21 protein-coding genes are annotated in these 26,099 nt (G+C 72.3%); 16 read left to right on the top strand and 5 right to left on the bottom strand.

The window, feature by feature from the left end; genetic code table 11:
* Nucleotides 1-88 precede the first annotated feature (88 nt).
* A complete protein-coding gene (locus J2S57_RS03510) occupies nucleotides 89-802 on the bottom strand; it encodes a DUF6461 domain-containing protein (RefSeq protein WP_307238218.1) in 714 nt (237 codons plus the stop codon).
* Between the two features lie 59 nt (nucleotides 803-861).
* Between J2S57_RS03510 and J2S57_RS03505 the strand changes: the two genes are divergently transcribed.
* The 7 genes from J2S57_RS03505 to J2S57_RS03475 all read left to right on the top strand — a co-directional run bounded on the left by J2S57_RS03505 (nucleotide 862) and on the right by J2S57_RS03475 (nucleotide 8,217).
* Nucleotides 862-1,053: a hypothetical protein gene (locus J2S57_RS03505; protein ID WP_307238216.1), complete on the top strand. Its 192-nt coding sequence runs from the start codon at nucleotides 862-864 to the stop codon at nucleotides 1,051-1,053.
* 856 nt (nucleotides 1,054-1,909) lie between these two features.
* On the top strand, nucleotides 1,910-2,911 hold the full coding sequence (locus J2S57_RS03500; protein ID WP_370882560.1) for a FecCD family ABC transporter permease: 1,002 nt from the start codon (nucleotides 1,910-1,912) through the stop codon (nucleotides 2,909-2,911).
* Nucleotides 2,908-3,945 carry a FecCD family ABC transporter permease gene (locus J2S57_RS03495; RefSeq protein WP_307238212.1) on the top strand — a complete coding sequence of 346 codons (1,038 nt, stop codon included), beginning with the start codon at nucleotides 2,908-2,910 and terminating at the stop codon, nucleotides 3,943-3,945. The genes J2S57_RS03500 and J2S57_RS03495 overlap by 4 nt, the downstream gene beginning before the upstream one ends.
* 3 nt (nucleotides 3,946-3,948) lie before the next feature.
* Nucleotides 3,949-4,752 (top strand): ABC transporter ATP-binding protein, encoded by an 804-nt coding sequence (locus J2S57_RS03490; protein ID WP_307238210.1) that lies wholly within the window; start codon nucleotides 3,949-3,951, stop codon nucleotides 4,750-4,752.
* 20 nt (nucleotides 4,753-4,772) lie between these two features.
* On the top strand, nucleotides 4,773-5,792 hold the full coding sequence (locus J2S57_RS03485) for an iron-siderophore ABC transporter substrate-binding protein (RefSeq protein WP_307238208.1): 1,020 nt from the start codon (nucleotides 4,773-4,775) through the stop codon (nucleotides 5,790-5,792).
* A gap of 102 nt (nucleotides 5,793-5,894) precedes the next feature.
* Nucleotides 5,895-6,854 carry a hypothetical protein gene (locus J2S57_RS03480; protein WP_307238206.1) on the top strand — a complete coding sequence of 320 codons (960 nt, stop codon included), beginning with the start codon at nucleotides 5,895-5,897 and terminating at the stop codon, nucleotides 6,852-6,854.
* Entirely contained in the window at nucleotides 6,847-8,217 is a 1,371-nt protein-coding gene (locus tag J2S57_RS03475; protein WP_307238204.1) for an outer membrane protein assembly factor BamB family protein, read from the top strand. Before J2S57_RS03480 ends, J2S57_RS03475 begins: the two co-directional genes overlap by 8 nt.
* A gap of 43 nt (nucleotides 8,218-8,260) precedes the next feature.
* Here the strand turns inward: J2S57_RS03475 and J2S57_RS03470 are convergent, their stop codons facing one another.
* Entirely contained in the window at nucleotides 8,261-9,892 is a 1,632-nt protein-coding gene (locus J2S57_RS03470; protein ID WP_307238202.1) for a MinD/ParA family ATP-binding protein, read from the bottom strand.
* Nucleotides 9,893-10,168: 276 nt separating this feature from the next.
* On the opposite strand from J2S57_RS03470, the gene J2S57_RS03465 reads away from it, so the two are divergent.
* Both J2S57_RS03465 and J2S57_RS03460 read left to right on the top strand, forming a co-directional pair.
* Nucleotides 10,169-11,146 carry a pirin family protein gene (locus tag J2S57_RS03465; RefSeq protein WP_307238200.1) on the top strand — a complete coding sequence of 326 codons (978 nt, stop codon included), beginning with the start codon at nucleotides 10,169-10,171 and terminating at the stop codon, nucleotides 11,144-11,146.
* A 261-nt stretch (nucleotides 11,147-11,407) separates the two neighbouring features.
* Nucleotides 11,408-12,019, top strand: a complete 612-nt coding sequence (locus J2S57_RS03460; RefSeq protein WP_307238197.1) for an acyltransferase — start codon at nucleotides 11,408-11,410, stop codon at nucleotides 12,017-12,019.
* 41 nt (nucleotides 12,020-12,060) lie between these two features.
* On the opposite strand, the gene J2S57_RS03455 is transcribed toward J2S57_RS03460, so the two are convergent.
* Nucleotides 12,061-13,062, bottom strand: coding sequence for a helix-turn-helix transcriptional regulator (locus tag J2S57_RS03455; RefSeq protein WP_307238195.1), 1,002 nt, complete (start codon nucleotides 13,060-13,062; stop codon nucleotides 12,061-12,063).
* Nucleotides 13,063-13,217: 155 nt separating this feature from the next.
* Here J2S57_RS03455 and J2S57_RS03450 point away from each other — a divergent pair, with 155 nt between their 5' ends.
* The 3 genes from J2S57_RS03450 to J2S57_RS03440 all read left to right on the top strand — a co-directional run bounded on the left by J2S57_RS03450 (nucleotide 13,218) and on the right by J2S57_RS03440 (nucleotide 16,066).
* Nucleotides 13,218-14,048: an SDR family NAD(P)-dependent oxidoreductase gene (locus tag J2S57_RS03450; protein WP_307238193.1), complete on the top strand. Its 831-nt coding sequence runs from the start codon at nucleotides 13,218-13,220 to the stop codon at nucleotides 14,046-14,048.
* 84 nt (nucleotides 14,049-14,132) lie between these two features.
* Entirely contained in the window at nucleotides 14,133-14,786 is a 654-nt protein-coding gene (locus J2S57_RS03445; RefSeq protein ID WP_307238191.1) for an HAD family hydrolase, read from the top strand.
* A gap of 107 nt (nucleotides 14,787-14,893) precedes the next feature.
* Nucleotides 14,894-16,066: an acyl-CoA dehydrogenase family protein gene (locus J2S57_RS03440; protein WP_307238189.1), complete on the top strand. Its 1,173-nt coding sequence runs from the start codon at nucleotides 14,894-14,896 to the stop codon at nucleotides 16,064-16,066.
* A 535-nt stretch (nucleotides 16,067-16,601) separates the two neighbouring features.
* Here J2S57_RS03440 and J2S57_RS03435 read toward each other — a convergent pair.
* Both J2S57_RS03435 and J2S57_RS03430 read right to left on the bottom strand, forming a co-directional pair.
* Nucleotides 16,602-18,203 (bottom strand): flotillin family protein, encoded by a 1,602-nt coding sequence (locus J2S57_RS03435; protein WP_307238187.1) that lies wholly within the window; start codon nucleotides 18,201-18,203, stop codon nucleotides 16,602-16,604.
* Nucleotides 18,204-18,246: 43 nt separating this feature from the next.
* Nucleotides 18,247-18,873 carry an NfeD C-terminal domain-containing protein gene (locus J2S57_RS03430; protein WP_307238185.1) on the bottom strand — a complete coding sequence of 209 codons (627 nt, stop codon included), beginning with the start codon at nucleotides 18,871-18,873 and terminating at the stop codon, nucleotides 18,247-18,249.
* A 296-nt stretch (nucleotides 18,874-19,169) separates the two neighbouring features.
* Here J2S57_RS03430 and J2S57_RS03425 point away from each other — a divergent pair, with 296 nt between their 5' ends.
* From J2S57_RS03425 to J2S57_RS03410, 4 genes are read left to right on the top strand one after another with little or no spacing between them, the layout of a single operon-like run.
* Nucleotides 19,170-20,051: an ABC transporter ATP-binding protein gene (locus J2S57_RS03425; RefSeq protein ID WP_307238183.1), complete on the top strand. Its 882-nt coding sequence runs from the start codon at nucleotides 19,170-19,172 to the stop codon at nucleotides 20,049-20,051.
* A 5-nt stretch (nucleotides 20,052-20,056) separates the two neighbouring features.
* The gene (locus J2S57_RS03420; protein WP_307250985.1) at nucleotides 20,057-20,713 is read left to right on the top strand and encodes an ABC transporter ATP-binding protein; all 657 of its coding nucleotides are present in this window, start codon (nucleotides 20,057-20,059) and stop codon (nucleotides 20,711-20,713) included.
* A gap of 7 nt (nucleotides 20,714-20,720) precedes the next feature.
* The gene (locus J2S57_RS03415; protein ID WP_307238181.1) at nucleotides 20,721-23,906 is read left to right on the top strand and encodes a hypothetical protein; all 3,186 of its coding nucleotides are present in this window, start codon (nucleotides 20,721-20,723) and stop codon (nucleotides 23,904-23,906) included.
* Nucleotides 23,903-26,038: an FtsX-like permease family protein gene (locus tag J2S57_RS03410; protein WP_307238179.1), complete on the top strand. Its 2,136-nt coding sequence runs from the start codon at nucleotides 23,903-23,905 to the stop codon at nucleotides 26,036-26,038. Before J2S57_RS03415 ends, J2S57_RS03410 begins: the two co-directional genes overlap by 4 nt.
* The last annotated feature ends 61 nt before the right edge of the window (nucleotides 26,039-26,099 follow it).

Genomic DNA, 26,099 nt, shown 5'->3' with positions numbered 1-26,099 from the left:
GCGCGGATCGGCGCGGACCGGCGCGGAGCAGTGCGGGCCAGTGCGGGCCAGTGCGGACCAGCGTGGGGCCAGGACGGGCCAGGACGGTTCAGGGGGAGGAGGTGGACGGGCCCGTGCCTGTCTCGGGGCCTGGGGCGGGGATGCCGACGACCGTGTGGCTCGGCGGTGGTGGGTCGAGACGAAGAGCGCCGAGCGACTTTCCGAGGCCCTTGCGTGATGCGGGAGGGCGCGGGCGGGTCAGGTGATCCGGCGCGGGAGTGGTGAGTTCGAGGGTGAGCGCGGGAGCGGAGAGGGCCTCGTGGGTGACGGAGGTGCGGATGTGCTCGTCGATCACCTCGATCGCGGCGAGGTAGCCGGACGAGCCGTTCTGATAGCGGTGATGGATGCGGTCCCAGAACGGCCGGGGCTGTGACCGGGGCCGGGAGTAGCTGAGGCCGGGCTCGAAGGACTCGTGCTCCACGCCGTCGCGCCAGTGCCCGAACCGCATCTTGCCCTCGGCCCAGAACAGGACCAGCGTGTCGGTGCCCTCCGAAAGCGCCTGCAGCACAGGCGGGCGCAGTCCTTCGAGCGAGAGCGCCTCGTAGCCGAAGGCCCAGTGCCCGAGCTTGCCCGACCGCAGGAACAGCCGCTCGTCGGCGACGAACATCTGCTCGTCGCACGCCTCCTGCCAGGTCAGGGTGCGGGCCTGCGCGGGGTCGGCGCCGTAGAGGCCGAGCACCTCGCCGGGGGAACGGCCCCGGCTGAAAGTAATGGTGAAACAGAGCTCGTTGAGGCTCCAGGGGGCACGTCGCGCGGCGGCCATGCCCGAATCGTACGGGCGCCTGAACTGGCACGAACCGTTAAGTGCGGGATCCTTTCGGGATGTCTGAGCCGAGCCCCGGAAGCGAGCCCGACCTCGACCCGGAGATCTACCCGCCGATCGACCCGCGCGAGCCTGCTCCCGACGACCCGGGCGAACTCCTGCCCGACACCCCGGAGACGCTGCCGCCCGCCCCGGCCGAGCCCGGTCCGGGTGACCCGGAAGACCCGGACGCGGTGCCCGAGCCCACCTGACCGAGCGGTCAAGCCGTCGTCGGCCCAGCGCTCGTTGGTCGAGCGCTCGTTGGTCGAGCGCTCGTTGGTCGAGCGCTCGTTGGTGGAGCCCTCGTTGGTGGAGCCCTCGTCGGCCGAGCCCTCGTCGGCCGAGCCCTCGTGGGTCAGCCCTGCGGGTCAGCCCCGTAGGCCAGTCCTGCCGATCAGTCCTGCCGATCAGTTCTGCCGATCAGTTCTGCCGATCAGTCCTGCCGATCAGTCCTGCCGATCAGTCCTGCCGATCAGTCCTGCCGATCAGTCCTGCCGATCAGTCCTGCCGATCAGTCCTGCCGATCAGTCCTGCCGATCAGTCCTGCCGATCAGTCCTGCCGATCAGTCCTGCCGATCAGTCCTGCCGACCAGGCTCACTCGGCGCCCGTTCAGGGGGCGCCCCATCGTTACGGCTGGGCAGAGGTACACCCTCTATACCTTCCGGGCATAGGGGGTGTGTCTGTGCTCAGGCCAAGCCCGGCGCTCGGCCGTGGCGTAGGAGTGAGGCGGGGCGCCCGATGCCGGTGGGCCGGGGCGACTGGGGCGACCGGGGTGCCGGGGTGCCGGGGCGACAGAGCGACGGGGCGACAGAGCGACGGGGCGACGAGGCGACGGGGCGACGGGCCGACAGGGCAACGAGGCGACGGGCGACCCGCGCCTGGTGGGCCGACCGTGGCCGGCGACCACCGCGTCCATCATTCTGCTGGTGCGCCCTCTGGTCAGGAGCCCTTGCCGGGGGTGTTAGGGTCCCCTTACTTGGTCTGGGATTCTGACAGGAGTGCTGGTGACGCCCGCGATCGACGCGCCGCCGGGCGACGTGCCCACACGCCGGCAACCGCCCTCCCGGATCCGGGTGAGCACCGGGCTGCTGGGCGTGCTCGGCCTGCTCGTGGTGCTCGTCGTCGCGATCACCCTGAGCCTGGCGGTCGGCTCCGGCTCGGTGCCGCTGAGCGACGTCTGGAACGGCCTCTTCAGCCCCGACCGCACCGTCGAGGGCCAGCTGATCATGCAGGAGCTGCGCATCCCGCGCACCGCCGCCGGCCTGTTCGCCGGCGCGGCCCTCGGCCTCGCCGGAGCGGTGATCCAGGGCGTCACGCGTAACCCGCTGGCCGACCCGGGGCTGCTCGGCATCAACGCCGGGGCCTCGGCCGCCGTGGTCTTCGCGATCAGCGCGCTCGGCATCACCGCGGCCGACGGGTACATCTGGTTCGGCTTCATCGGCGCGGCGGTCGCGGCCACCGTCGTCTACGGCGTCGGCTCGCTCGGCCGCGAGGGCGCGACCCCGGTCAAGCTGGCCCTGGCCGGGCAGGCCACCAGCGCCGCCCTGCTCGCGCTGACCACCGCGATCCTGCTCCAGGACACCCGAACCTACGACCTCTACCGGTTCTGGCAGGTCGGCTCGCTGATCGGCCGCGACAGCGCGGTGATCTGGCAGGCCGCCCCGTTCATCGGCATCGGCGTGCTGGTCGCCCTCACCCTCGGCTCCCAGCTCAACGCCCTGGCCCTGGGCGACGACGTGGCCCGCGGCCTGGGGCAGAAGGTCGGTCTGATCCGCCTGGTCAGCGCGGCCACGGTGGTGCTGCTGACCGGCGCCGCCACGGTCGTCGCCGGGCCGATCTCGTTCGTCGGGCTGGTCGTGCCGCACGCGGTGCGCATGCTGTCGGGCGCCGACTACCGCTGGGTGCTGCCGCAGAGCATGCTGCTGGGACCCTCGCTGCTGCTGGTGTCCGACGTGATCGGCCGGCTCATCGCGCGGCCCGGGGAGCTGCAGGTCGGCATCGTGACCGCGATGGTCGGGGCGATCCCGTTCATCGTGCTGGTGCGGCGGCGGAAGTTGGCGGAGCTGTGAGCGTTCTGACCGATTCCCAGGTGCTGACCCGGGCCCGGCACACCGGCCGCCGCCGCGAGATCACCGTCACCACCGTGCTGGTCGCCGGGATCGTGCTCACCCTGGCCCTCAGCCTGTCGTTCGGCGACTTCCAGATCCCGCTGCGCGACGTGGTGCTCACGCTGATCGGCCAGGGCGACACCGCCGACAACTTCATCATCGTCGAGCTGCGCCTGCCCCGCGCCGTCACCGGGTTGTGCGCCGGGCTCGCACTCGGCCTGTCCGGGGCCATCTTCCAGGCCCTGCTGCGCAACCCGCTGGCCAGCCCGGACATGATCGGCGTGAACCAGGGCGCCACGATCGGCGCCGTCATCGCGTCGATCGGCCTCGGCGTCAGCGGTTTCGCGCTCTCCGCGTCGGCCCTGGCCGGTGCCGTGATCGCGTCCACCCTGATCTACGTGCTGGCCTGGCAACGCGGAATCGTCGGGTACCGCCTCATTCTCGTCGGCATCGGGGTGGCCGGGGCGTCGTCGAGCGTGGTCTCCTACCTGCTCACCCGCGCCGACGTGAGTGTCGCGGCCGACGCCCTGGTCTGGCTCACCGGATCGCTGAACGGCTCTTCGCTGGAACAGTTCTGGCCCCTGCTGATCGCGCTGGTGATTCTGCTGCCGTTGACCGCGCTCACGGCTCGCCCCCTGCCGGTGCTGCAGCTCGGCGACGACACCGCGGCCGGTCTCGGTGTGCCGGTCGAGCGCAGCCGGCGGTTGCTGCTGGCCTGTGCGGTCGGTCTGACCGGTGTGGCCGTGGCCTCGGCCGGGCCGGTGGCGTTCGTGGCCTTCGTCGCCGGGCCGGTGGCCCGGCGCCTGATCCCGACCAAGGGCGCGGCGCTGGTGCAGGCCGCCCTGGTCGGCTCACTTCTCATGCTGGTGGCGGACTTCGCGGCCCAGCACCTGCTCTGGGCCCAGATGCCGGTCGGCGTGGTCACCAGTCTCGTCGGGGCCCCGTACCTGCTCTACCTGCTCGCGCGGGCCAACCGGATCGGCAAGGGTGGATAGACGATGACGGCCGAACACACGCTCGGTGCACGGGATCTCAGCCTGGGCTACGACGGGCACCGGGTGGTCGAGGGGCTGAATCTCGACATCCCGCCGGGCAGGCTGACGATGATCGTGGGCCCGAACGCCTGCGGCAAGTCCACCACGCTGCGGTCGATGGCCCGGCTGCTCGTGCCCACGTCCGGCGCGGTCCTGCTCGACGGCAAGGACATTCAGAAGTCCGCCACGAAAGACGTGGCCGCGGTGCTCGGCATCCTGCCCCAGACGCCGGTCGCGCCCGACGGCATCATCGTCAGCGACCTGGTGAGCCGGGGCCGCTACCCGCACCAGGGCTGGCTGCGACGCTGGACCGCGCAGGACGACGAGGCGGTGGCCGAGGCGATGCGCGCCACCAGCGTGCTCGAGCTGGCGTCGCGGCCGGTCGACGCGCTGAGTGGCGGCCAGAGGCAACGGGTCTGGATCGCGATGGCCCTGGCCCAGCGAACCGACCTGCTGCTGCTCGACGAACCCACCACCTACCTCGACGTGGCGCACCAGCTCGAGGTTCTCGACCTGCTCGTCGACCTGAACACCACCCGCGGCACCACCGTCGTGGTGGTGCTGCACGACCTGAACCTGGCCTGCCGCTACGCCGACCACCTGGTCGCCATGCGCCTGGGAAAGGTGATGGCGCAGGGCGATCCGCGCGAAGTGGTCACGGCGGACCTGATCGAGGAGATCTTCGGGATGCGGTGTTCCGTCGTGCCCGACCCGATCTCGGGCACACCCATGATCGTCCCGATCGGCCGGCACCGAGCTCTAAGTTAGGTTATGCTAAGCTAACTTTCATGAGTTCCCTCCTGCCCTGGCGTCGCTCTGCGCGCGTCGCCGCCGTAGCTCTCGCCGGCGTCGTGCTGGTCACCCTGAGCGCCTGTGGTGACTCGTCGTCCGACGCGTCCACCGCCTCCACCTCGGAAAGCGCTGCGGCCGGCGCCTTCCCGGCCACCGTGGCCACCAAGTTCGGTGACGTCACGATCGACGCGAAGCCCGAGCGGGTCGTCGCGCTCGGCTGGTCCGACGCCGAGACCGCGCTCGCGCTGGGCGTTCAGCCCGTGGGGGCCAGCGACTGGCTGGGCTTCGGCGGTGAGGGTGTCGGCCCGTGGGCCGAGGGCAAGTACACCACCGCCCCGACCATCATCAAGACCCTCGAGCCGGAGTACGAGAAGATCGCCGCGCTCAAGCCCGACCTCATCCTCGACGTGAAGTCGAGCGGTGACGAAGAGCGCTACGCGACGCTCAGCAAGATCGCCCCGACCGTCGGCATCCCGGCCGACGCCGACGCCTACCTCACCCCCTGGCGCGACCAGACCACGATGATCGCCACCGCCCTCGGGGAGAAGGAGAAGGGCGACGAGCTGATCGCCCAGACCGAGGCGCTGTACAAGAAGTACGCCGACGAGAACCCCGAGTTCGCGGGCAAGACCATCACGGTCGGCTCGAAGACCAGCGAGGGCTGGGGCGCCTACGTCGAGGGTTCGGGCCGCGTGGCCTTCGCCGAGTCGCTCGGTTTCAAGAACAACCCGACGATCCAGGCCCAGGCCAAGGCCGGCGAGTTCTCTGTCAGCGTCTCCGAGGAGAACCTCAAGATGCTCGACGCCGACCTGGTCACGATGAGCCCGATCTACATCGAGGCCAAGGAGATCAGCGACAACGCGCTCTTCAAGGCCGTTCCCGCGGTGAAGGCCGGTCACGCCGTGGTTCTCGACGACCAGAACATCAGCCAGGCGTTCGCCACCGAGTCGCCGCTGTCGATCGGGTACGCGCTCGAGAACGTGGTTCCGCTGTGGAAGGCCGCGCTCGCCGGCTGAGCGATTCCTGCCGGCCCCCGGTCACCCGTGTGGTGGCCGGGGGCCTCGCGGTTTGCGGATAAACAGTGACGCAGGTCGCAAAAGGTCGTCATCATGGCGGGCATGGGAATGGGGGACGAGGGGGACGGGCCGCCCGAGGCGGCCGGTTCGGGGCGGGCCGGGTCGGGTGACGCCGGGCCCGGCGCGGCGGTGCCGGGCGAGCGCGACGGTGTCGTCCGGGGCCAGGGGCCCGAGCAGGCGCCGGGGCCGGCTGCGGGCACTGGCCCGGTTCCGGAGACGGCTCGGCGTTCGGGGGCGGCGGGATTTCGGTTGCGGACGCCGGGGGCGGCCGTGCTGGCCTGGGCATCGCTGGTGGGGACGGAGGCGGCGCTGGTCGCGCTGTATCCGGTGTTCTTTTCCGGGGCTGGATCGGGGGCCGGGGTGCCGGAGCCTTCACGCGGGTCCGGGCTGGAGGCGGTCAAGGTCGGGCTGGAGCAGGTGCGCACGGTGGACGGCACCTCCACCCCACCGGGCGGCACGCCCCGTCCCGACCGGGTGAACGCCCTCGACCTGGACGTGCGGGTGCGGAACGTGGGGGAGGTCGCGGCGTCCGTCACCGATCTGGCCGTGCGGGTGATCGACGTGACCGAGGTGCCGGTCTGTTACCTCGGGATCGGGGGCTTCGAGAGCTTCAGCGCCACCTACGCGGTGACCGTCCCGGAGCAGGCGGAGGCCGGTGACGAGATCCGGGTGCCTGTCGCCCAGAGCGTCGCGGCGGGGTCCACCGACCGGTTCGCCCTGACGCTCGGCTCGGAACTGGACATCGCCGCGTACTCGCTCGAGATCACGGCGCTGGAGGGGGAGAGACGCACCCGCCTGGACACGGTCGGCGTGCTGGTCCTGCCCGGCGCGGCCTCGATGTACCGGGACAATCCCGGTCTCGAGCCCGTTCTCGATCGCGACTGCGCCCAGGAGGCGCTCACCGACCTGGAACGGGTCGCCAGCAGCGCACGTTCGCGCAGCCGGGCGCTGGACTCGCTGATCGCCGACCTTCGCACCATCGCCGCAGGTGGCCGTGTCTGACGCGCCGGAGCACGAGCAGGAGGGGGACAGTCCGGCGGTGCGGCGACGGGCCGTGCTCTTCGTGGGCAGCGGGCTCGCGGTCGGGGCGCTCGGGGCCTGGGTGGTGCGCCGGTCGGTGGCGGGAGGCGAGGCGCCGGAACCGGCCGGGTCCGGTCCTGTCCGGATACCCGAGGCGACGCGGACGGTGACGGGAACGGCTGAGGCGACCGGGACGTCCACCGTCACCATCGACCTGGCGAAGCCGAGCGGCGGCACCATGCCCCTGCCCGCGATGTCGGGGGATCTCCTGCTCCTCGTCGCGGGCGACGGCACGGTGAAGGCCGTATCCCCCGGAAACGGCGGGCTGCGGTGGACGTTCGAGAGCCACAAGGTGATCACGGACGCGCCGGTGACTCACGGCGACACGGTGTACGTCTCGCTGGCGGCGCGCGACTTCGACGACGAGACCGGCGCTCTCGTGGCCCTGGACCGAGACGGGCGTCAGAAGTGGCTCTTTCGCACCGTCGGCTGGGTGTCGGTGCCGGCCGTGGTGCAGGAAGGCGTGGCCTACGTCGGCACGTTCGGCGACTCGGACGGCCAATTCGCCTCGAACGGGCGCGTCTACGCGATCCGCGACGGCCGGCAGGTCTGGCAGGCGACGGTCCAGGGGCAGGTCACCGCGGTGGTGCCGGCCGGGAACCGGCTGCTGGTCGCCGCCAACGGGGGCCGGCGGGACGGGGAGGAGATCCCGGCCTCCGTCACCGCTCTGGATCGCCGCACCGGCCGGGCCATCTGGAATTCCGGTTACTTCGCGGACATTCGGTCGGTCGACGAGATCGACGCGGGGATCCTGGTCCGGGTGGAGGGGCGGTCCGGGGCTCCGTCGACGATCGATCTGCTCCGCCGGAGGGACGGGGAGATTCTCTGGTCGGGGCAGTTCCCGCTGATCTCGGAGGATTCCGGGCTGTACGGGCCGGACCGGCTGGTGCTCGCACTCGCCGAGGAGCTGGTGGTGCTGGATCCCGCTCCCGGGCGCCGGGTCTGGACGTATCCGTTCGGGCGCAAGGCCGTCGGGGTGAAGATGTGCGGTGACGAGTCGCTGCTCGTGGTGCAGGGCGAAGCCGTCGGAATGCTCGGGATCTCACCGCGCACCGGTGAGAAGCTCTGGCAGACCGACGATGCCGATTCCTCGCAGCGGGTCGAGTTCGCCGGATCGCACCTGGTGACGGCCTTGCGGGGGCGGCTCGAGATCCGGGACCAGGCCGACGGAACGGTGCTCCGGAGCGAAACTCTCGACGAAGACGTCGCTCAGCTCACGGTGCTGGGGGACCTCGTGGTGGCGCGCACCCTGGAGCGGGCCCACGTCAGGTCGGCCCGGGCATGATCACGGCCTCGTGGGAGAAGGCCGTGATCATGCCGGTTCGCTGTTACAGGCCGTCGGCGATCGCGGCGGTGACCCGCAGCCAGGCCGTGCGGCTGGTGGGCGAGAGCGCGTCGTAGGTGATCGGCCCGCCGGAGACCAGCGCCGGGTCGTGGGGAACGTCGAGCACGACGCGGGTGAGGTTGCCGAAGTGGTCGTGAAGCCGGTCGTGCAGAGCCGGTTCCGGCTTCTTGGCCGGAGCGCTGAGCACGGTGACCGCCTTGTGCACGAGCTCTTCCTGGCCGGCGGCGCGCAGGCCGTCGGCGAGCCAGGCGGCGGAGGCGGCCGTGTCCTCGCGGATGGTGGACACGATCACGAGCTGGTCGGCGGCGTTGACCGCGGCCTGCCAGTTCGAGGCCCGCATGTTGTTGCCGGTGTCGACGACCAGGACCCGGTAGAAGCGGGCGAGGGCCTTGTGCAGCTGGTCGAACGCGCCGTCGTCGATGCTGGCGGCCGAGGCGGCGTCTTCGTCGCTGGCCAGCACGTCGAACTGGGCGCTGCCCTGCGATCGCACATAGTTGTCGAGATCGCCCACGCGGGAGGACCTCACGTCGGTGAACCGGTCGAGATCGCGCAGCAGGTCGACCGCGGTGTTGGTGTGCCGGGCCGGGTTGGCGCGCCAGCCCAGGGTGCCCCGGGTCTCGTTGTTGTCCCAGGCCAGGGTGTAGCCGCCGCGGTGCATGCCGAACGTCGAGGCGATCAGCAGCGTGGCGGTGGTCTTGTGGGCGCCGCCCTTGGGGTTCACCACCACGACGGTCTTCGGGCCGCGCAGGCTGCGCTGCACCGAGCCGACGGCCTCGCGGTACTCCAGTTCACGGCTGCTCGGCGTGGGGGACAGGAGGCCGCCGGAGACCCGGCGCACGAGCGCCTGCCAGCCGTTGACGGCAGGGCCGTTGGGGGCCGGGGGACGCGTGGCGAGCAGGTCGGGGAGCGTCGGTTTCGGCTGCGGCACACCGAGTTCCTTGGCCGTCTGGTTGGTGGACGACGGGATCGGCACGGCGCCGGTCGGCGGGGTGTTCGGGGTGACCGGGGTGAGGGGCGGCGTGACGGCCTCCGGGGTCGGCCGGCCTGACGGCTCGGGGGTCGGCTGGGGAGCGGGCTGAGGGGTGGCCGGGCGGGCCGTGACGGTCTCGGCGGCCGGAACCGCCTGCGGGACAGCGGTGATCGGGGTGACCGGCGCGGTCTCGGCGGGAGCCTCGTAGGCGTCCGCCGGGAGGGTGGCCTCGCTGCCGGCGGTGCGCGCGCCCAGGGCGTCGCGCAGCGGGCCGTGCTTGGAGCGGCCGATCTTCGGGCGCCGGGCCGAACCGGGCAGCGGGCCGGGCGCGACCTGCTCCCAGGCGCGGGCCGTCGAGTCCGGCGGCTGCTCGTCGAGCGGCAGCACACGGCCGTCGGGGTGCACGACCAGCTGCGAGCGGCCCTCGGGGTCGATCGTCTCGACCCGCAGCGGACGGCCGAGACCGGCCGTCTGCACACTCAGGTGCTCGAGCACCGCGGCCCGGGCCCGGGCGACGTCGCCGCCACCGCTGAGCACCGTTCGCGGGGAACCGTTGATCGTGACTTCGGCGGTGCCGTCCTCAGTGATGTTCGCACTGACCTTCGGCCAGTCGGGCACGGCGCCGTACGGATCGGTGTTGCTCACGCGGCTGCCTTTCTAGGTGCGGGGGTGAAGACGCGTTCAGGGGAAGCCGGACGGCCGCCCGTTCGATCTCGGAGAGATCAACCAGAGTGAAACGGCCGGGCATCACGGAAGATACGGCACGACTCAACGGAAAGTCACGAAAGTCCTAAAACGTGACACAAATGTTGGGCAAGTGGGTCCTCGGCGCCCGTGAACCGCGTGTCGGGGCCGGATCCCGGACCCGCGCGCCGGAAGTATTTTTCATGATCACGAAGAGGGCGTGTTCTCCTTCTCGGTGTGAGCGATGTGGAGCCCCGGCCGGATGCGGTGATCTGTGAGAACGGCGACGCCCGGGATCTCGAGGTCCTGGATCCGCGGGACGTGCCGCTGGGCGGTCCCCGGGCGATGTCGGTGCGGCGCACCCTGCCGCAGCGCGGGCGCACGCTGATCGGGTCGTGGTGCTTCCTCGACCACTACGGGCCGGACGCCGTCGAGACCACCGGCGGGATGCGCGTCCCCCGGCACCCGCACACCGGGCTGGCCACTGTCAGCTGGCTGTTCACCGGCGAGATCGACCACCTCGACTCGGCCGGGTTCGAGGCCCGGGTGCGGCCCGGTGAGGTGAACCTGATGGTCGCCGGGCGCGGCATCTCGCACGAGGAGATCAGCACCCCGCACACGCGCACCCTGCACGGGGCCCAGCTCTGGTACGCGCTGCCCGACGGCACCCGCCACATGCCGCCCACGTTCCACCACTACGCGCCCGCCCCGGTGTCGGTGGGGGAGGCTGAGATCCGGGTGTTCCTGGGCTCGCTCGCGGGCAGTACCTCGCCGGTGCCGACCTACACGCCGCCCCTGCTCGGCGCCGAGATCCGGCTGCCGGCCGGGGGCCGCGCCGACCTGGAGCTGCGGGCCGACTTCGAGTACGGCGTGCTTCCCGACGGGGGTGCGGTTCACCTCGACGGCACCCGCGTCGCATCCGACCACCTGGCCTACGTGCCGCTCGGAAGACGGCGGGTCACGCTGGCCGCGGGTGAGGAACCGGTGCGGCTGGTGCTGATCGGCGGGGTGCCGCTGGGGGAGCGGATCGTGATGTGGTGGAACTTCGTCGGCCGCGACCACGACGAGGTGGCGGCCTTCCGGGCCGCCTGGCAGGCCGAGATCAGTGCCGGGCCGGGGCTTTCCGACGAGCGGTTCGGGCCGTTCCCCGCCGGCCGGCCCGACCCGTTGCCGGCCCCGGTGATGCCTCCGCTGCGGCTGCGGCCGAGAGATTGACCGCAGGTGAACAGTGCCGGGCCCGGTTCTGGACGGAGGGTCTCGAGAAGATGACCGAAACCGGATTCCAGTGACCTAACGTGGATATTCGACAACCGTCCGTCAGGTGTCAAAGGTCTTCTGCGGACCGGCGAATCGCCTGCATCACACCGGCACGTGTCAGTGGTTTCGGGCTCCTGTGGGTCACGTGTGCAAGACTCCGTGACTCAGGTCAAAGAAAAATCCGTTTCGTGCTGTAGCAGGACAAGGACACCGACACACGTGGCAGAGCTTCAACTCGAGGTCCAGGGCGAAGATCACGACATCCAGATCTCGCCCGAGGCCCGCCTGGCCGGTTCGAAGATCAAGATCCGGAACAACGGCGGCCCTTGTTCCGTGCACATCGGTGCGGGCGTGTCCGGCAAGTGGAGCATCTCGGTGGCCGGCGGCGCCAAGGTCGTCATCGGTGAGAACTCGACCTGTGAGAGCGCGATGCTGGTCGCCCACAGCGCCGGCATCACCATCGGCGAGGACTGCATGTTCTCGTTCTCGGTCGAGATCCGCGACACCGACACCCACGCCATCTACGACATCGACTCGGGTGAGCGCATCAACCCGGACAAGCCGATCGTGCTGGGTGACCACGTGTGGCTGGGCAAGCAGGTGATGATCCTCAAGGGTGCGAACGTCGGCGCCGGGGTCATCGTCGGTGCCCGCGCCGTGGTGTCGGGCAAGGTGCCGCCGCTGTCGGTGGCCGCCGGTATCCCGGCCCGCATCGTGCGTCAGAACGTGGTGTGGACGCGTCGCATCGGCAAGGGGCAGCTCGACCTCGACCCGGCCGCGATGGCCGTGGTGGCGAGCGTGCGTGACATCGAGGGCGTGCCGGGCGACTGATCCGGTCCCGGCACCCCCGGTGCGGTTCGGGGGTGCCTGATCTACCGGTCCGGCGCGGTGTTCTCGCGCCGGGCCGACGAGTTTGAGGACGTGGTGGTCGCCGATGGCGCGGCGGTCACCGGTGCGGTGGTGGACGCGGAGGACGCGGGGGCGGCCGGGTGTGTGGGCGGCCCGGAAGCCGCCGGGGTCGTTGTCGTCGCCGGGGTGCCGAGCATCCCCAGCAGGCGCAGGTTGTCGCTCGACGGGCTGCCCGGATCGGTGCTGTAGACGAACAGCGTCTGGTCGTCGTCGCCCGGCAGCACGAGCGTCTCGAACCGCAGCGTGATGGCCCCGACCTCGGGGTGCCGCATCCGCTTGGTGCCGTGGGTGCGCTCGTGCACCCGGTGGCCGTCCCAGGCCGCGCGGAACTGCGGGCTGGCGATGGTGAGCTCCCCGACCAGCTCGTTCAGCGACGGGTCACCGGGACGCCGGCCCGCCTCGCGACGCAACGTGCCCACCGCGTCCGCCGCCACGCTCTCCCAGTCGACGAACCGTTCCCGGGCCGCCGGATCGAGCAGCACCCAGCGCGTGTAGTTGCGGGTGCCTGGCGGCAGGGCCTTCCAGTCCGTGAAAAGCCTTGTGGCCAGCGTGTTCGAGGCCAGGACGTCGGTGCGGCGGCCGAGGACCAGGGCCGGGTGGTCGGTGAACGAGGCCATCATCTGCCGCAGCGCCGGGCGCACGCGCTGCGCCGGCGGGGCCTCACGACCGCGCTCGCGGCGGGCCGGGTGGGCCAGGTCCAGCAGGTGGGCGCGGGTCACGTCGTCGAGCCGCAGGGCCCGGGCGAGCGCGTTCACCACCGTCTCCGACGGCGTGCTGTGCCGGCCCTGCTCCAGCCGCGTGTAGTAGTCGACGCTGACCCCGGCCAGCCGCGCGACCTCCTCCCGCCGGAGTCCACGGACCCGCCGGGGTGCCTCGCCCGGGCCCCGGCCCGGTTCCACGCCCGCGTCCTCGGGCGACAGCGCGGCCCGGCTCGTGCGCAGGAACTCACCCAGCTCTGAAGCCATGCCCCCATGGTGCCCCGGGCCGGACGCGGGGCGTAGGCCCTGGGTGGGTACGGCGTTCCCCGGCAGCGCTGGGCCGGGTTCGTCCTGTCGGCCGGGCCGGGCCCGGCGCAGGATGAACCACGTCCGGAAAAGGCTCAGCAGCAAGGAGATCCATCGTGTCCACCTGGTTCGTCACCGGCGCATCCCGCGGTCTCGGCCTCGAGCTCGTCCGTCAGCTCCTCGACCGCGGCGACCACGTCGCCGCGACCACCCGTTCCACCGAGCGCCTCCACGCGTCCCTCATCGGCACCGACACCACCCGGCTGCTGGCCCTGCCCCTCGATCTCGCCGACGAGGCCGCGGTCGCCGCGGCGGTGAAGGCCACCCACGAGCGTTTCGGAACGGTGGACGTGGTGGTCAACAACGCCGGATACGGCTTCCTGGGTGCGGTGGAGGAGATCACCGACGCCGAGGCCCGGCAGATGTTCGACGTGCAGATCTTCGGGGTGTGGAACGTGCTCCGCGCGGTGCTGCCGATCCTGCGCGGGCAGAGGTCGGGGCACGTGATCAACGTGTCGTCGGTGCTGGGGCTGCTCGCGTTCCCGGGCTGGGGGCTCTACGTCGCGGGCAAGTACGCGCTGGAGGGACTCACCGAGTCGCTCGCCGCCGAGGTGGCCGGGTTCGGCATCCGGGTCAACCTGGTCGAGCCGGGTTACCTGCGCACCGACTTCCTGCGGCCGGTCTCGCTGGGGCTGCCCACGGCCTCGAGCGAGGCCTATCCGGCGGTGCGGGAGATGACCGAACAGCACCTGGCCATGCCCGGCACCCAGCTCGGCGACCCGGCGAAGGCGGCCGCGGCCATCATCGCGGTGGCCGCAACCGGGGACGCGCCGCTGCACCAGCTGCTCGGCTCCGACTCCTACGGGCTGGCCACGCAGAAGGCGGCCACCCTGCTCCAGGAGTACGAGGCCGGGAAGGCGCTCGCGGTGACGACCGACATCGGGTGACGGACCACCTCGGGGGGATGGACCACCTCGGGGGATGGAACACCTCGGGATGCCCGCCGCCGCCGGATGAATACGGTGGCGGGCATGGCCGACACCGCGATCTTCGACGTCGACGGCACGCTCGTGGACACCAACTACCAGCACGCTCTGGCCTGGTACCGGGCGTTCCGCCGGCACGACATCACCCTGCCGGTGTGGCGTCTGCACCGGGCGATCGGGATGGGCGGCGACAAACTGGTCGCCGCGGTGGCCGGTGACGACGTGGAGAAGCGGCTCGGCGACGACCTGCGCGATGCCTGGGAGAGCGAGTTCGAGCCCCTGATCGACGAGATCCGCCCGTTCGAGGGTGCTCGCGAGCTGCTGGAAGAGGTGAAGGGCCGCGGATTCCGGCTGGTGCTGGCCAGTTCCGGCAAGGCCCGGCACGTGGAGCACTTCCTCGACCTGATCGACGGCCGCTCACTGGCCGAGGCCTGGACCACCTCCGAGGACGCCGACGAGAGCAAGCCCGCGCCCGACCTGGTGCAGGTGGCCCTGGCGAAAGCCGGTGGCTCGCAGGGGGTCATGGTGGGCGACTCGACCTGGGACGCGATCGCGGCCGGCCGGGCGGGTCTGCCCGCCGTCGCGGTGCGCACGGGCGGTTTCGCGGTGGACGAGCTGCTCGACGCCGGCGCGGTCTCGGTGCACGACTCGCTGGTGGAGCTGCGGAAACACCTGGACGACACTCCGCTGGGGGGATGAAGTGCGACGGAACAGGGGGTTTCGGGTGATTCGCCGCCTCGTCGAGGTGCGGCCGGTGCCGGGCTGGCCCAGGGTGGTCGGAGGGTGACGGCGACGAAGGAGTGCGTATGTCCGAGCTACTGACCGGCGATCTGTACCAGTTCGAGTCCCTGCTGGGGGCGGACGACCGCAAGGTCCTGGACCGGGTGCGGGCCTTTCTCGACGCCGAGGTGCGGCCGATCGCCAACGAGTACTGGGCCCGTGCCGAGTTCCCGCACCAGCTGGTCAAGGGTTTCGCCGACCTGGACATCGCCGGGCTGGCGAACCCGGACGCGGGTGGCTCACAACGCAGTCTCCTCAACGGATTCCTGGCGCTCGAGCTGGCCCGGGCCGACGCGTCCGTCGCCACGTTCTTCGGCGTGCACACCGGGCTGGCGATGGGCAGCATCACCGCCTGCGCCTCGCCCGAGCAGAAGGAACGCTGGCTGCCGGCGATGGCCCGGATGGAGAAGATCGGGGCGTTCGCGCTGACCGAGCCGGGCAGCGGGTCGGACATCGCGGCGGGCATGACCACCACGGCCCGTCGCGAGGGTGAGGAGTGGGTGCTCGACGGGGCCAAGCGCTGGATCGGCAACGCCACCTTCGCCGACCTGGTCGTGGTCTGGGCGCGGGACGAGTCCGACGGCAAGGTCAAGGGTTTCGTGGTGGAGAAGGGCACACCCGGTTTCTCCGCGACCAAGATCGAGGGCAAGATCGCCCTGCGCATGGTGGAGAACGCCGACATCACGCTCGAGGGCTGCCGGGTGCCCGAGGCCAACCGGCTGGCGGGCGCGGGATCGTTCCGGGACACGGCCGGCGTGCTGCGCCGCACCCGCAGCGGCGTGGCCTGGGAGGCGGTCGGCGTGATGATGGCCGCCTACGAGATCGCGCTCGATTACGCGCGCTCGCGGGAGCAGTTCGGCCGTCCGATCGCAGGTTTCCAGCTGGTGCAGGACCTGCTGGTGCGGATGCTCGGCAACACCACGGTCTGCCTCGGCATGGTGGTGCGCCTGGCCCAGCTGCAGGAAGAGGGCACGTTCCGCGACGAGCACTCGGCCCTGGCCAAGGCCTACTGCACCACCCGGATGCGCGAGAGCGTGGGCTGGGCCCGAGAACTGCTCGCGGGCAACGGGATCCTGCTGGAGCACGACATCGGCCGGTTCGTGGCCGACGCCGAGGCCCTGTACTCCTACGAGGGCACGCGCGAGATCAACACGCTGATCGTGGGCCGGGCCGTGACGGGGATCAGCGCGCTGACGTGACGCCCGGCACGAGGCCGCGAGGATGGCCCGGTGCCCGGTGCCCGGTGCCCGGTGCCCGGTGCCCGGTGCCCGGTGCCCGGTGCCCGGTGCCCGGTGCCCGGTGCAGGGGAGCGGTGGCTGAGGCGCGCTGACGTGACACCCGGGACAAGGCCGCGAGGATGCGCCGGGCACCGGCGCCCGGCGCCCGTCGCGGGGAAGCGGTGGCTGAGGCACGGTGACGTGGCCCTGGGTGGCGTGGGCCTGGGTGGCGTGGGCCTGGGTGGCGTGGGCCAGGTGACGCGGGCCTTGGTGACGCGGACATGGTGATGCGGGGTTGTGGCGGCCCGGACCGGGTGGCCAGGGCGTGACCGGTCGTAGTGGTCAGGGCGTGACCGGTCGGGCGTGACGCGGGTTGGCGCTATAGGCGCTATAGGCGCTATAGGCGCTATAGGCGCTGTGGGTCGGTGTGGCGGCTCAGGCCGATCCGTGTGTGGCCAGGAGCAGAGACACCCCCTATACCCAAACGGTATAGGGGGTGTCTCTGCTCGGGCGGAGATCAGGCCTGACGGGTGTCGTTCACCGGAGCCGCTGCCGGGGCCGGGGCCGCCGGGTTGGCCGGGTTGGACGGGCTGGACGGGTTGGCCGAGTGACGCGATGAGGCGGAGTGCGTCGAGGTCGTGGCGCCGGCCGAGTGGCGCGGCTCCAGCGGGTCGGTGTTGCCGCCGAGCAGTGCGCCCAGGTCGAGGCCACCGGCCTTGGCGGTCTCGAGCACCTGCAGCAGCAGCGCGGGCACCGAGCCGGCGACCTTGCTGAGTGCGTCGTTGGGGCCGTCACCCCCGTTGCTCAGCACCGTCAGGTTGCTGATGTTGCCCATCGGGGCGGCGACCTCACGGGCCAGCTGCGGCAGCACCGCGATCAGGTCGGGCAGCACACGCAGGCGGGCGGCCTCGTCGTTGAATGCGCTCAGGGCGGCGGCGAGCTCCTTCTGACCCTCGGCCTCGGCGAGCAGCGTGGCGCGCTGACCCTCGGCGGCCGCGAGCAGCTTGGCCTTCTCCACGTCGGCCTGGGCCTGGCCCTCACGCTGGAAGGCGGAGGCACCGGCGGTACGGGCCTTCAGGTCGGCCTCACCGGCGAGCTCGCGGCGACGGGCCTCGGCCTCGGCGTTCGCGATGGTGACGGCCTTCTGCCCCTCGGCGCGGCGGGCGGCCGCCTCGCGCTCGGCCTCGGCCGGGGCGATGACGTCGGCCTCCAGGGCCTGCCGGCGCTGGGCCGCACGCTGCTCCTCGACCGCGATCTGCCGCTCGGTGCGCTGGCGTTCGGTGTCGACGGCGGCCAGCACGACGGCGCGCTGGGCCTCCGCCTCGGCCAGCGGGCCGGCCTGCGCGGCGCGCGCCTGGGCGGCGTTGACCTCGGTGTCGATCTCGGCCTGCTTCATCGAGAGCGCGCGCTGCGCCTCGGCGATCGCCTCGGACGACTTGGCCTCGGCGGTGCGGCCCTGCTGGTCGGCCTCGGCAGCGGCGATGCGGGCGTCCCGGCGGGCCTGGGCCTCGCCGACCTCGGCGTCCCGGCGCACCTCGGCGATGCGCTTGCGGCCCAGCGACTCGATGTAGCCGTTCTTGTCGCGCACGTCCTGCACGGTCAGCACGTCGAGCTCCATGCCGATCGAGGCCAGGGCGGCGCCGGCCTCCTCGGCCACCGAGCGGGTGAGCTGGTCGCGGTTGCTGTTGAGGTCTTCCACGGTCATCTTGGCGCAGATCGCGCGCATGTTACCGGCGATGATCTCGGTGAGCTGGTGACGCAGTTCCTCGCGGTTGGCGGTGAGGAAGCGCTGCGTACCGGTCTCGATCGCCTCGTCGGTGGAGCCGAAACGCACCAGGGACACGACGTCCACGGCGATACCGACGCCGTTGCTGGAGATGGCGGACCCCACCGAGACCTGGATGTTGAACGGTTCCAGGCTCATGAAGTCGACGCGCTCGAGCACCGGCACCCGGAACCGGGCGCCACCGCGCACGATCTTCGGCCGGCCGCGGCCGGTGAAGACGGCGACCATGTTGGGCGGGACCTTCACGTAGTTCTTGGCGTAGAGCACCGCCACGAGCAGGAAGGCGACGATCACCGCGGCGACGGCGATCACGACAGGGGACACACCGGTCATCGGTAGTTCCTTGCGGTTGGGGGACGGGTTCGGTGGGGGAGCGTCAGTCGGAGAAGGCGCTGCGGTGCACGACCACACCGCCGTCCTTCAGGTCCACGATGGTGACGGGAGTGCCCTTGGGCACGCCCTCGCCGTGGTCGGACGACGCCGTCTGGGTGATGCGGGCCCCGGCGCGGTCGTTGAACGTGACCTGCCCGGTGCCGTGCGGGAGGATGTCGAGCGTCACCACGCCGGTGCGCCCGACGAAGCCGTAGCGGCTGCTCATCGAGTTGTACTGCTGGCGCGCCAGGGGTTTCAGGATGAAGCGGTGAGTTGCCGCGCCCACGGCCAGGAATCCGGCGCCGGCCAGCGGCCAGGAGAGCAGCCCGGGCACACCGGAGAAGGCCGCGACGTACCCGGCCGCCCCGAAACCGACCAGGGAGACGGCCAGGACGCGGATGCTGAACCAGGTGGGGGCGTCGAGGTCGGCCGAACCCTCGGGGACGGTGCCCACTTCGTCCGCACCCGGTTCCACCGAGACGCCGTGCCCGAGGTCGCCGGAGTGGTCGAGGTCGCCGCCGTGCCCGAAATCGCCGTCGTGCCCACCGATCTCGCCGAGCACCAGGCTCAGCAGGAGGATCAGGAACCCGGTCACGCCGATCGCGATGAAAAGGGTCTGCGAGTCTGGCATGGCGCGGGCGGCCCTCCGGTCGGCGGTCAGCGTCGATGGGTCGTACGACGAGGTCGGCGGAGGAACGGGTGCGCCCCTCCACCCCACCTGACGTCAACACCACCTTATGTGTTGCATGGGAGTTTCCTGTGAGGAATGCGACACAGTGCAACCGCGGAAACCCGGAGGGGCAAAAAATGGCAAACGTGATCAAAGGGCTACGTTGACGCGCTTGTTAAGAATGCGGTACCACTTCGCCTGTCTTCCTCGTCCGGCAAGGGGCGTCGAACATTCCTGCTCGACGTGGAGGGGAACAAGTGGCCGAGGCGCAGATCGTCTGCGACAGCCTGGTGCGGATCTACCAGACCGGTTCGGTCGAGGTGCAGGCCCTGCAGGGACTCGACCTGACCGTGGAGACCGGCGAGATGATCGCGCTGGTCGGCGCGTCCGGCTCGGGCAAGTCCACCCTGCTCTCGCTGCTGGCCGGGATCGACGCCCCGACCGCGGGCCGCGCGCACGTCGCGGGCTGGGACCTGCTCGACATGTCCGCCCGCGACCGGCTGCGCTACCGCCGCCGCACCGTGGGCTACATCCGCCAGCAGACCGCCCAGAACCTGGTGCCCTACCTGACCGCCGCCCAGGTCGTCGACCTGCCGATGACCCTCGCCCGGCGTCCCCGCAAAGACCGCGCCCAGCGGGTGAGGACGCTGCTCGAGGCCGTCGGCGTGGGGCACTGCGCCGACCGGCGCCCGGCCCAGATGTCGGGCGGTGAGCAGATGCGCGTCTCGATCGCCGTGGCCCTGGCCAACGAGCCGGCCGTGCTGCTGGCCGACGAGCCCACCGGTGAGCTCGACACCCAGACCTCGGCCCAGGTGTTCGGTGTGCTGCGCGACGTGAACAAGGACCTGGGCGTCACGATCGTGGTGGTGACGCACGACCCGGACGTCAGTACGCAGGTCGAGCGCACGGTGTCGATCCGCGACGGCCGCACCTCGAGCGAGGTGTTGCGGCGGACCTCCACCGCGGAGAACGGGGACGACGAGGTCGTCCACGAGGAGTACGCGGTGATGGACCGCGCCGGGCGGGTGCAGGTGCCCAAGGACTACATCGAGGCGCTGCGCCTCACCCGGCGGGTGCGGCTCGCACTCGAGGGCGACCACGTGAGTATCCGGCCCGACGCGCAGGAGCCCCAGCCGTGACCAGCATGCTCGGGATCCAGGGCCTGTCCAAGAGTTACGGGGACGTGCACGCCCTGCGCGACATCTCCTTCGACGTCGAGGCCGGCACCATGGTCGCCCTCGTGGGCCGCTCCGGCTCCGGCAAGACCACCCTGCTGAACATGGTCGGCGGGCTCGATTCCCCCGACACCGGAACCGTTCTCGTCGACGGCACCGACGTCACCGGCCTGAACGAGGCGGGTCGCAGCCGGCTCCGTCGCGACACCGTCTCCTACGTCTTCCAGACCTTCGGCCTGGTGCCGGTGCTCACCGCGGCCGAGAACGTCGGTATCCCGCTGCGCATGCGCCGCACGCCGCGCGAGGAGCGCGAGCAGCGGGTGGCCACTCTGCTCGACCTGGTCGGGCTGGCCGGGCACGCCCAGCAGCGTCCCGACGAGCTCTCCGGCGGCCAGCAGCAGCGGGTCGCGATCGCCCGCGCGCTCGCGTCGTCACCGCGTCTGCTGGTGGCCGACGAGCCGACCGGGCAACTGGACGCCGAGACCGGGCTCTCGGTCATGGCTCTCCTGCGCGGGGTGGTCGAGTCGGAGGGCGTCACCGCCCTGATCTCCACCCACGACCCGGTGATGATGCGCCTGGCCGACCGGGTCGTGCGGATCTCCGACGGCCGGGTCGCGGCGGAGTGACGACCCGGTGCTGAGAATCGTCGCGCGCCGGGCCCTCGCGGCCTGGCCCCTGCTGGCCTCCGTGATCGCGGTCGTCACCGTCGGAGCCACCCTGCTCGGCATCTCGGCGCGCCTGCTCACGGTGTCCGCCGACCGCGCCGTCACCGTCGGCATGTCCCGCACCGAGCCGGCCGACGCCGAGGTCATCGCCTACCTCACCGACATCCCGCCGGGCAACGGCGAGCGGGCCGTCGAGCTGACCCAGAACCTGCTGGAGGACGCGGTGTCGCCCCTGGGCGTCCCGCAGAGCCACACCCGTGCCTCGAGCACGATGCGCCAGATCGTGGGCCGCGGCCAGATCCCGCGGGTCGCCTACCTGAGCGGGCTGGACGACGTCCGCGCGGCCGGCCGCCTGGTCAGCGGGACCTGGCCGGAGACGACGCCGGAGACGACGCCGGAGACGACGCCGGAGACGACGCCGGAGACGACCACGACGGGCCCGCTGCAGACCGTCGTGCTCAGCTCGACCGCCCGCGCCCTTCGCCTCGAACCGGGTGACACCGTCCGCCTCGGCCCGCAGGCCGCACCCGGCGACCGCGACCCGGTCACGAGCACCACCCTGCTCGTCACCGGCGTCATCGAGCCGCTGCCGGACGCCGGCTGGGACCGCGACCCGCTGGCCGCCGCCGGCTTCGACCCGGCGCTGAAGATCGGCCTGCCGGAGAGCTTCCGGGCCTACGGGCCGTTCGTCACCGACCTGCCCACCCTCTGGCGCAGCGGCCTGATGCTCGACCGGCTGCAGGTCGACACCGACCCGAACCTGACCGCACCGCCGGGCTCCGACCTCGACCGGGTCGTCACCGCCCTCGGCACCGCCGGCCAGCGCCTCGACTCCCAGCTCGCCGACCTCGCCGGCAACCAGCGCGTCGCCTCCGGTCTGGCCTTCGCCATCGCCCGGGCCCAGACCCAGCAGGCCGTCACCCGTTCCACCGTGCTCGTCGTCGTGCTCCTCGGCACCCTGCTCACAGCCACCGCCCTGGCCCTGGCCGGCCGCCTCGTCACCCGCTCCCGGGGCACCCAGAACGCGCTGCTGTCCGCCCTCGGCGCCAGCCGCGCCCAGCTCCTGCTCCTGGCCGGCCTCGAGGCGCTGGGACTCGCGATCGTCGCGTCCGCCGTCGCCGTACCCCTCTCGTCGCTCGCGCACTCCGCCCTCACCCAGCTGCCCGCCCTGGAACGGGCCGGGCTCAGCACCGGACCGGGCGTCGGCCTCACCCAGGTCGCCGTCGTGCTCGGCGGCGCCGTCCTGCTCACCCTCGTGCTCCTCGGGCCCCTGCTGCAGCGCGACCCGGCCGTCGACGGGAGAGACGGCGGATCCGGCGTCCTGGTGCGCTCCGGCGCCGACCTGGCCCTGGTCGCCCTCGCCGCCGCGGGCTGGTGGCAGCTGCGGGTCCAGCCCGAGGTCGGCACCGGCATCGACGTGGTCCGCATCCTCGCGCCCGGGATGTTCCTGCTGGCCGGCGCCGCGGTGACGGTCCGGCTGATCGCCCTGCCCCTGCGCCAGGCCGACCGCCTGGCCCGGCGGTCCACGTCGCTGGTGCTGCCGCTGGCCGCGTTCGAGGCGGCCCGTCGCCCGCAGGCCACGGCCGTCGCCCTGCTCCTCGTCCTGGCCTCGGCCGCGGGCACTTTCGGGCTGGCGTTCGCCGCGACCTGGCAGCAGTCCCAGGCCGACCAGGCCGACCTGCTCGTCGGCACCGACCTGAGCGTCGCGCTCGCCGGCCCGGTGCAGGCCGGCCAGGGCCCGGCCCTGGCCTCGGCCACCGGCGGCACGGTGACGCCGGTGCTCGAACGGGCCGTGCCGGTGGGGCAGTGGCTGGGCGGCACCGGTGAGCCGCCGCACCTGGTGGCGCTGGACTCCACCGAGGCCGGAACCGTGCTGCGGGGGCGGATTCCCGGGTCGTCGTGGGCCGCGGTCGGTGCCGGGCTCACTCCCGGCCGGGCGCCGTCCGCGGTGAAGCTCGACGCCGACCGGTACGTGCTGAAGGCGTCGTCGCAGGAGGGGCCGCAACTGCTCCTCACGCCGCGCCTGGTGATCGAGGACGCGTCCGGGCTGCGCGGCGCGTGCACGCTGCCCCCGGTGCTCGCCGACGGCAAGGCGCACGAGATCACCGGCTGCGCCCCGCTTCCCGAGGGGGCGAAGGTGGTGGCGATGGCGGCCGACGTGGAGCTCGACCCGGCCGCCGATCCGGACGACATCACCCCGATCGTCTCGACGATGAACCTCCAGATGCGCCTGCCGGGCGTCCTGGAGGGCGAGACCTGGAGCGCGAAGGAGTCCGGCGCCGACCAGATCGCGCCGGTGACCGGCGTCCGGGGCGAGGTGACCAGCTCCGGTGCGGACGTCGTCCTCACGGTCTCCGCCAGCACCAAGATCGCCGACCTGGACTACGTGAACGGCTCGATCATGGTGACCGGCTTCGAACGTCCCGACGTGGTTCCGGTGGCGGTCTCGCAGCACTTCGCCGACCTGCTGGGAACCGGCCCGGGCAAGCGGTTCGACCTCTCGCTGGGCATCAACACGGTGCCGGTTGAGGTGACCACCGTGGTGCCGGACGTGCCCTCGGTGCCCGGCCGGGCCGCGGTGCTCGCCGACATCGACACGCTCAGCCGGGCCCTGATCGTGCGGGGCGACCTGTCCGGCGTCGGGAACGCCTGGTGGGTGGGCGATCCCGATGATCCGGGGGCGGCCGCGGGCCTCGGGCTGGGTGAGGTGACGACGAGGGACGCGGTGCACCGGGAACTCTCGTCGGGTCCCCTGCGCGTCGGGGTCCCGGCCGCGCTGATCGTGCTGGTGCCGGCCGTGCTGCTGCTGGCGGTGGGAGGGCTGACCATGCACATCGTCTCGGACCTGCGGGTGCGGGCCGCGGAGACGCAGCGGCTGCGGTCGCTAGGGCTGCCGCGCTCGGCCGTGCGCGGCCTGCTCCTGGCCCAGCACGGCGGCCTCGTGGTGCTGCTGACCGGCGCCGGGATCGCCGTCGGCGCGCTGGCGGCACGGCTGGTCGGGCCGCTGCTCATCCGTTCCGACCTGGGTGCCGCCCCGGCTCCCGAAGCCCTGCTGGTCTGGCCCTGGCTCCCCGAGACCCTCTGGATCGTGGGCCTTCTCGGACTCGGCCTGGTCGTCGTCCGGCTGGTCGCCCAGGTGCAGGTGCGGCGATGATCCACGCGCCGAGCGTGTTCGGCCGGGCCCGCGCCGACCGCGGCCCGCTGCTGCTGACGGCCCTGGTCGTCTTCCTCGCCGTGCTGATCACCGCGGCCGTGCCGCCGCTGCTGCAGGAGCGGGCCGACCGGGCCGTCACCGACGTGGTGAGCGCCGAGGGCAACGACGCGCGCCTCTCGGCGGCCGTGACCTTCGACCCGGAGAGCCCGGCCTACCCGCGGGCCCGCATCGACGACTCGGCCGGGATCGTCGACTGGTACCGCGAGAACGCCTCGATGTACCTGGATTCCACGCTGCAGCCGCTCTTCGGCCCGCCGGTGACGATCGTCTCCAGCCCTGATCTCCAGGTCACCGGCCGGACCCCCGGCCTCAACCTCCGGCTGGTGCACGGGGGCACCGGTTCGCCCGCCGGGCCGGCCGTGACCTGGGTCGAGGGCAGGGCTCCGGCGGCCGACCCGTCGCTGGGCGGCGCCCGCACCGGCCCGGAGCCCTGGCCGGTGCAGGTCGGCCTGCCCGAGGCGACCGCGCAGCGGCTGGGGCTCGGGGTCGGCGACGTCATCACCGCCGAGGATCCGAAGGGTGCCCCGATCGAGGCGCACGTCAGCGGCACCTACCGGGCCACCGACGCGTCCGACCCGCTCTGGCGGTTCGACCCGCAGCTGCTCGCGGCCGACGTGTTCACCGACACCCGGGGCCTCACCAGCACGCACTTCGCGGCGCTGATGTCCGACGACTCGCTGCCCGACGGGCGCCTGGCCACGGACCCGGGCTACGGCCTCTACATCACCGTCGGGTTCGCCGCCGAGCCCGGCCGGATCACCCGCGCCAACGCCCCGGCCGCCATCGATGCGCTGGTGTCGCTGGAGGCGGGCACCAGCGGGGCCGAGGTCGACGGCCCGACGATCTCGTTCAGCACCGGCCTCGACACCGTGCTGCAGCGCCTGCTGGCCCAGATCACCACCACCGTGGCGCTGGCCACGGTGCTGCTGGCGGCCCTGCTCGTCGCCGTGGCCCTCGCCCTGGTGCTGACGGCCGACCTGCTCACCCGGCGCCGGGCCACGGTGCTGACCGGCCTGCGGCGGCGCGGGGCCTCGTTGCCCGGGCTCGGGTTCGAGCTCGGCGTCGAGTCCCTCGCCCTCACCCTGGTGTCCGGCGGGGCCGGGCTGCTCGCGGCCCAGCTCCTGGCCGGCTCGGTCTCGGTGCTCTGGCCGCTGCCGATGCTGCTGGTCGGGGTGCTGGGCGGTCCGCTCGTCGCCGTCGTGCACGCGGCCCGGGCCACCCCGCGAAAGGGCGCACCCGCCAACCGTTCCGCGCGGCGCACGATCGCCGTCACCCGTCAGCTGCGCCGCCTCACGCTCGAGGTCGCGATCGTGGCCGGGGCCGCCGCCGCGTACACCGCCCTGAAGCAGCGGGGGGTGACGGCCGACGACGTGCTGCCCGCCCTCGCCCCGGCCCTGGTCGCGGTGACCGGGGGAGTGCTTCTGCTGCGCGTGTTCCCGGGCCTGACGCGGCTCTTCCTGAAGCTGGGCAACCGGTTCCGGGGCGGTCTGCCGCTGCTGGCCGCGAGCCGGGCCTCGGCGACGGTGGCCCGCCCGCTGCCGGTCGTGCTGATCGTGACCTCGGTGGCCCTGGCGGTGTTCACGCTCTCCGTGAGAGCGACCGCCGCGCAACGGGTCCCGACGGGCCAGGACAGCCGCCCGTTCCCGGAGGCGCTGTCCGTCGGCCTTCTCGACCTGGCCCTGGTCACGAGTGTGCTGCTGGTGCTGCTCGCGGTGCTGGCCGTCGCGCTCGGCACCCTCGGCAGCGCCCCCGACCGGGCCGAGACCGGCGCCCGGCTGCGCACTCTCGGCATGACCACGTCCGACACCCGGTGGATCGCCCTCGGTGAGCTGCTGCCCGTGGCCCTGGTCGGCGGTGCGGTGGGCTGGGTGCTCGGCCGGGTGCTGGCCTCGCAGGCGGTCGGCCTGCTCTCGCTGCGGGTTCTGCAGGACCTGCCCGCCGATCCGGCGCTGGTGGTCCCCGTGGCCACCTGCCTGCCCGTGCTGGTGCTGCCCGCGGTGGTGGTCGCGCTGGTGCTCGTCGAGACCTCACTGCGCCGCCGGGAGAGGCTGGGGCAGGTCCTGAGAGCCTGAACGTTGGTGTCCCGGAGCAACAGTCGGGTGATCTGAAGGGGCGCCCACTGATCATCCCGGG

Source organism: Kineosporia succinea (assembly GCF_030811555.1).
Taxonomy (GTDB): Bacteria; Actinomycetota; Actinomycetes; order Actinomycetales; family Kineosporiaceae; genus Kineosporia; species Kineosporia succinea.
The sequence above is the reverse complement of the archived record's forward strand: the minus strand, read 5'-3'. Positions and strand labels throughout refer to the sequence as shown.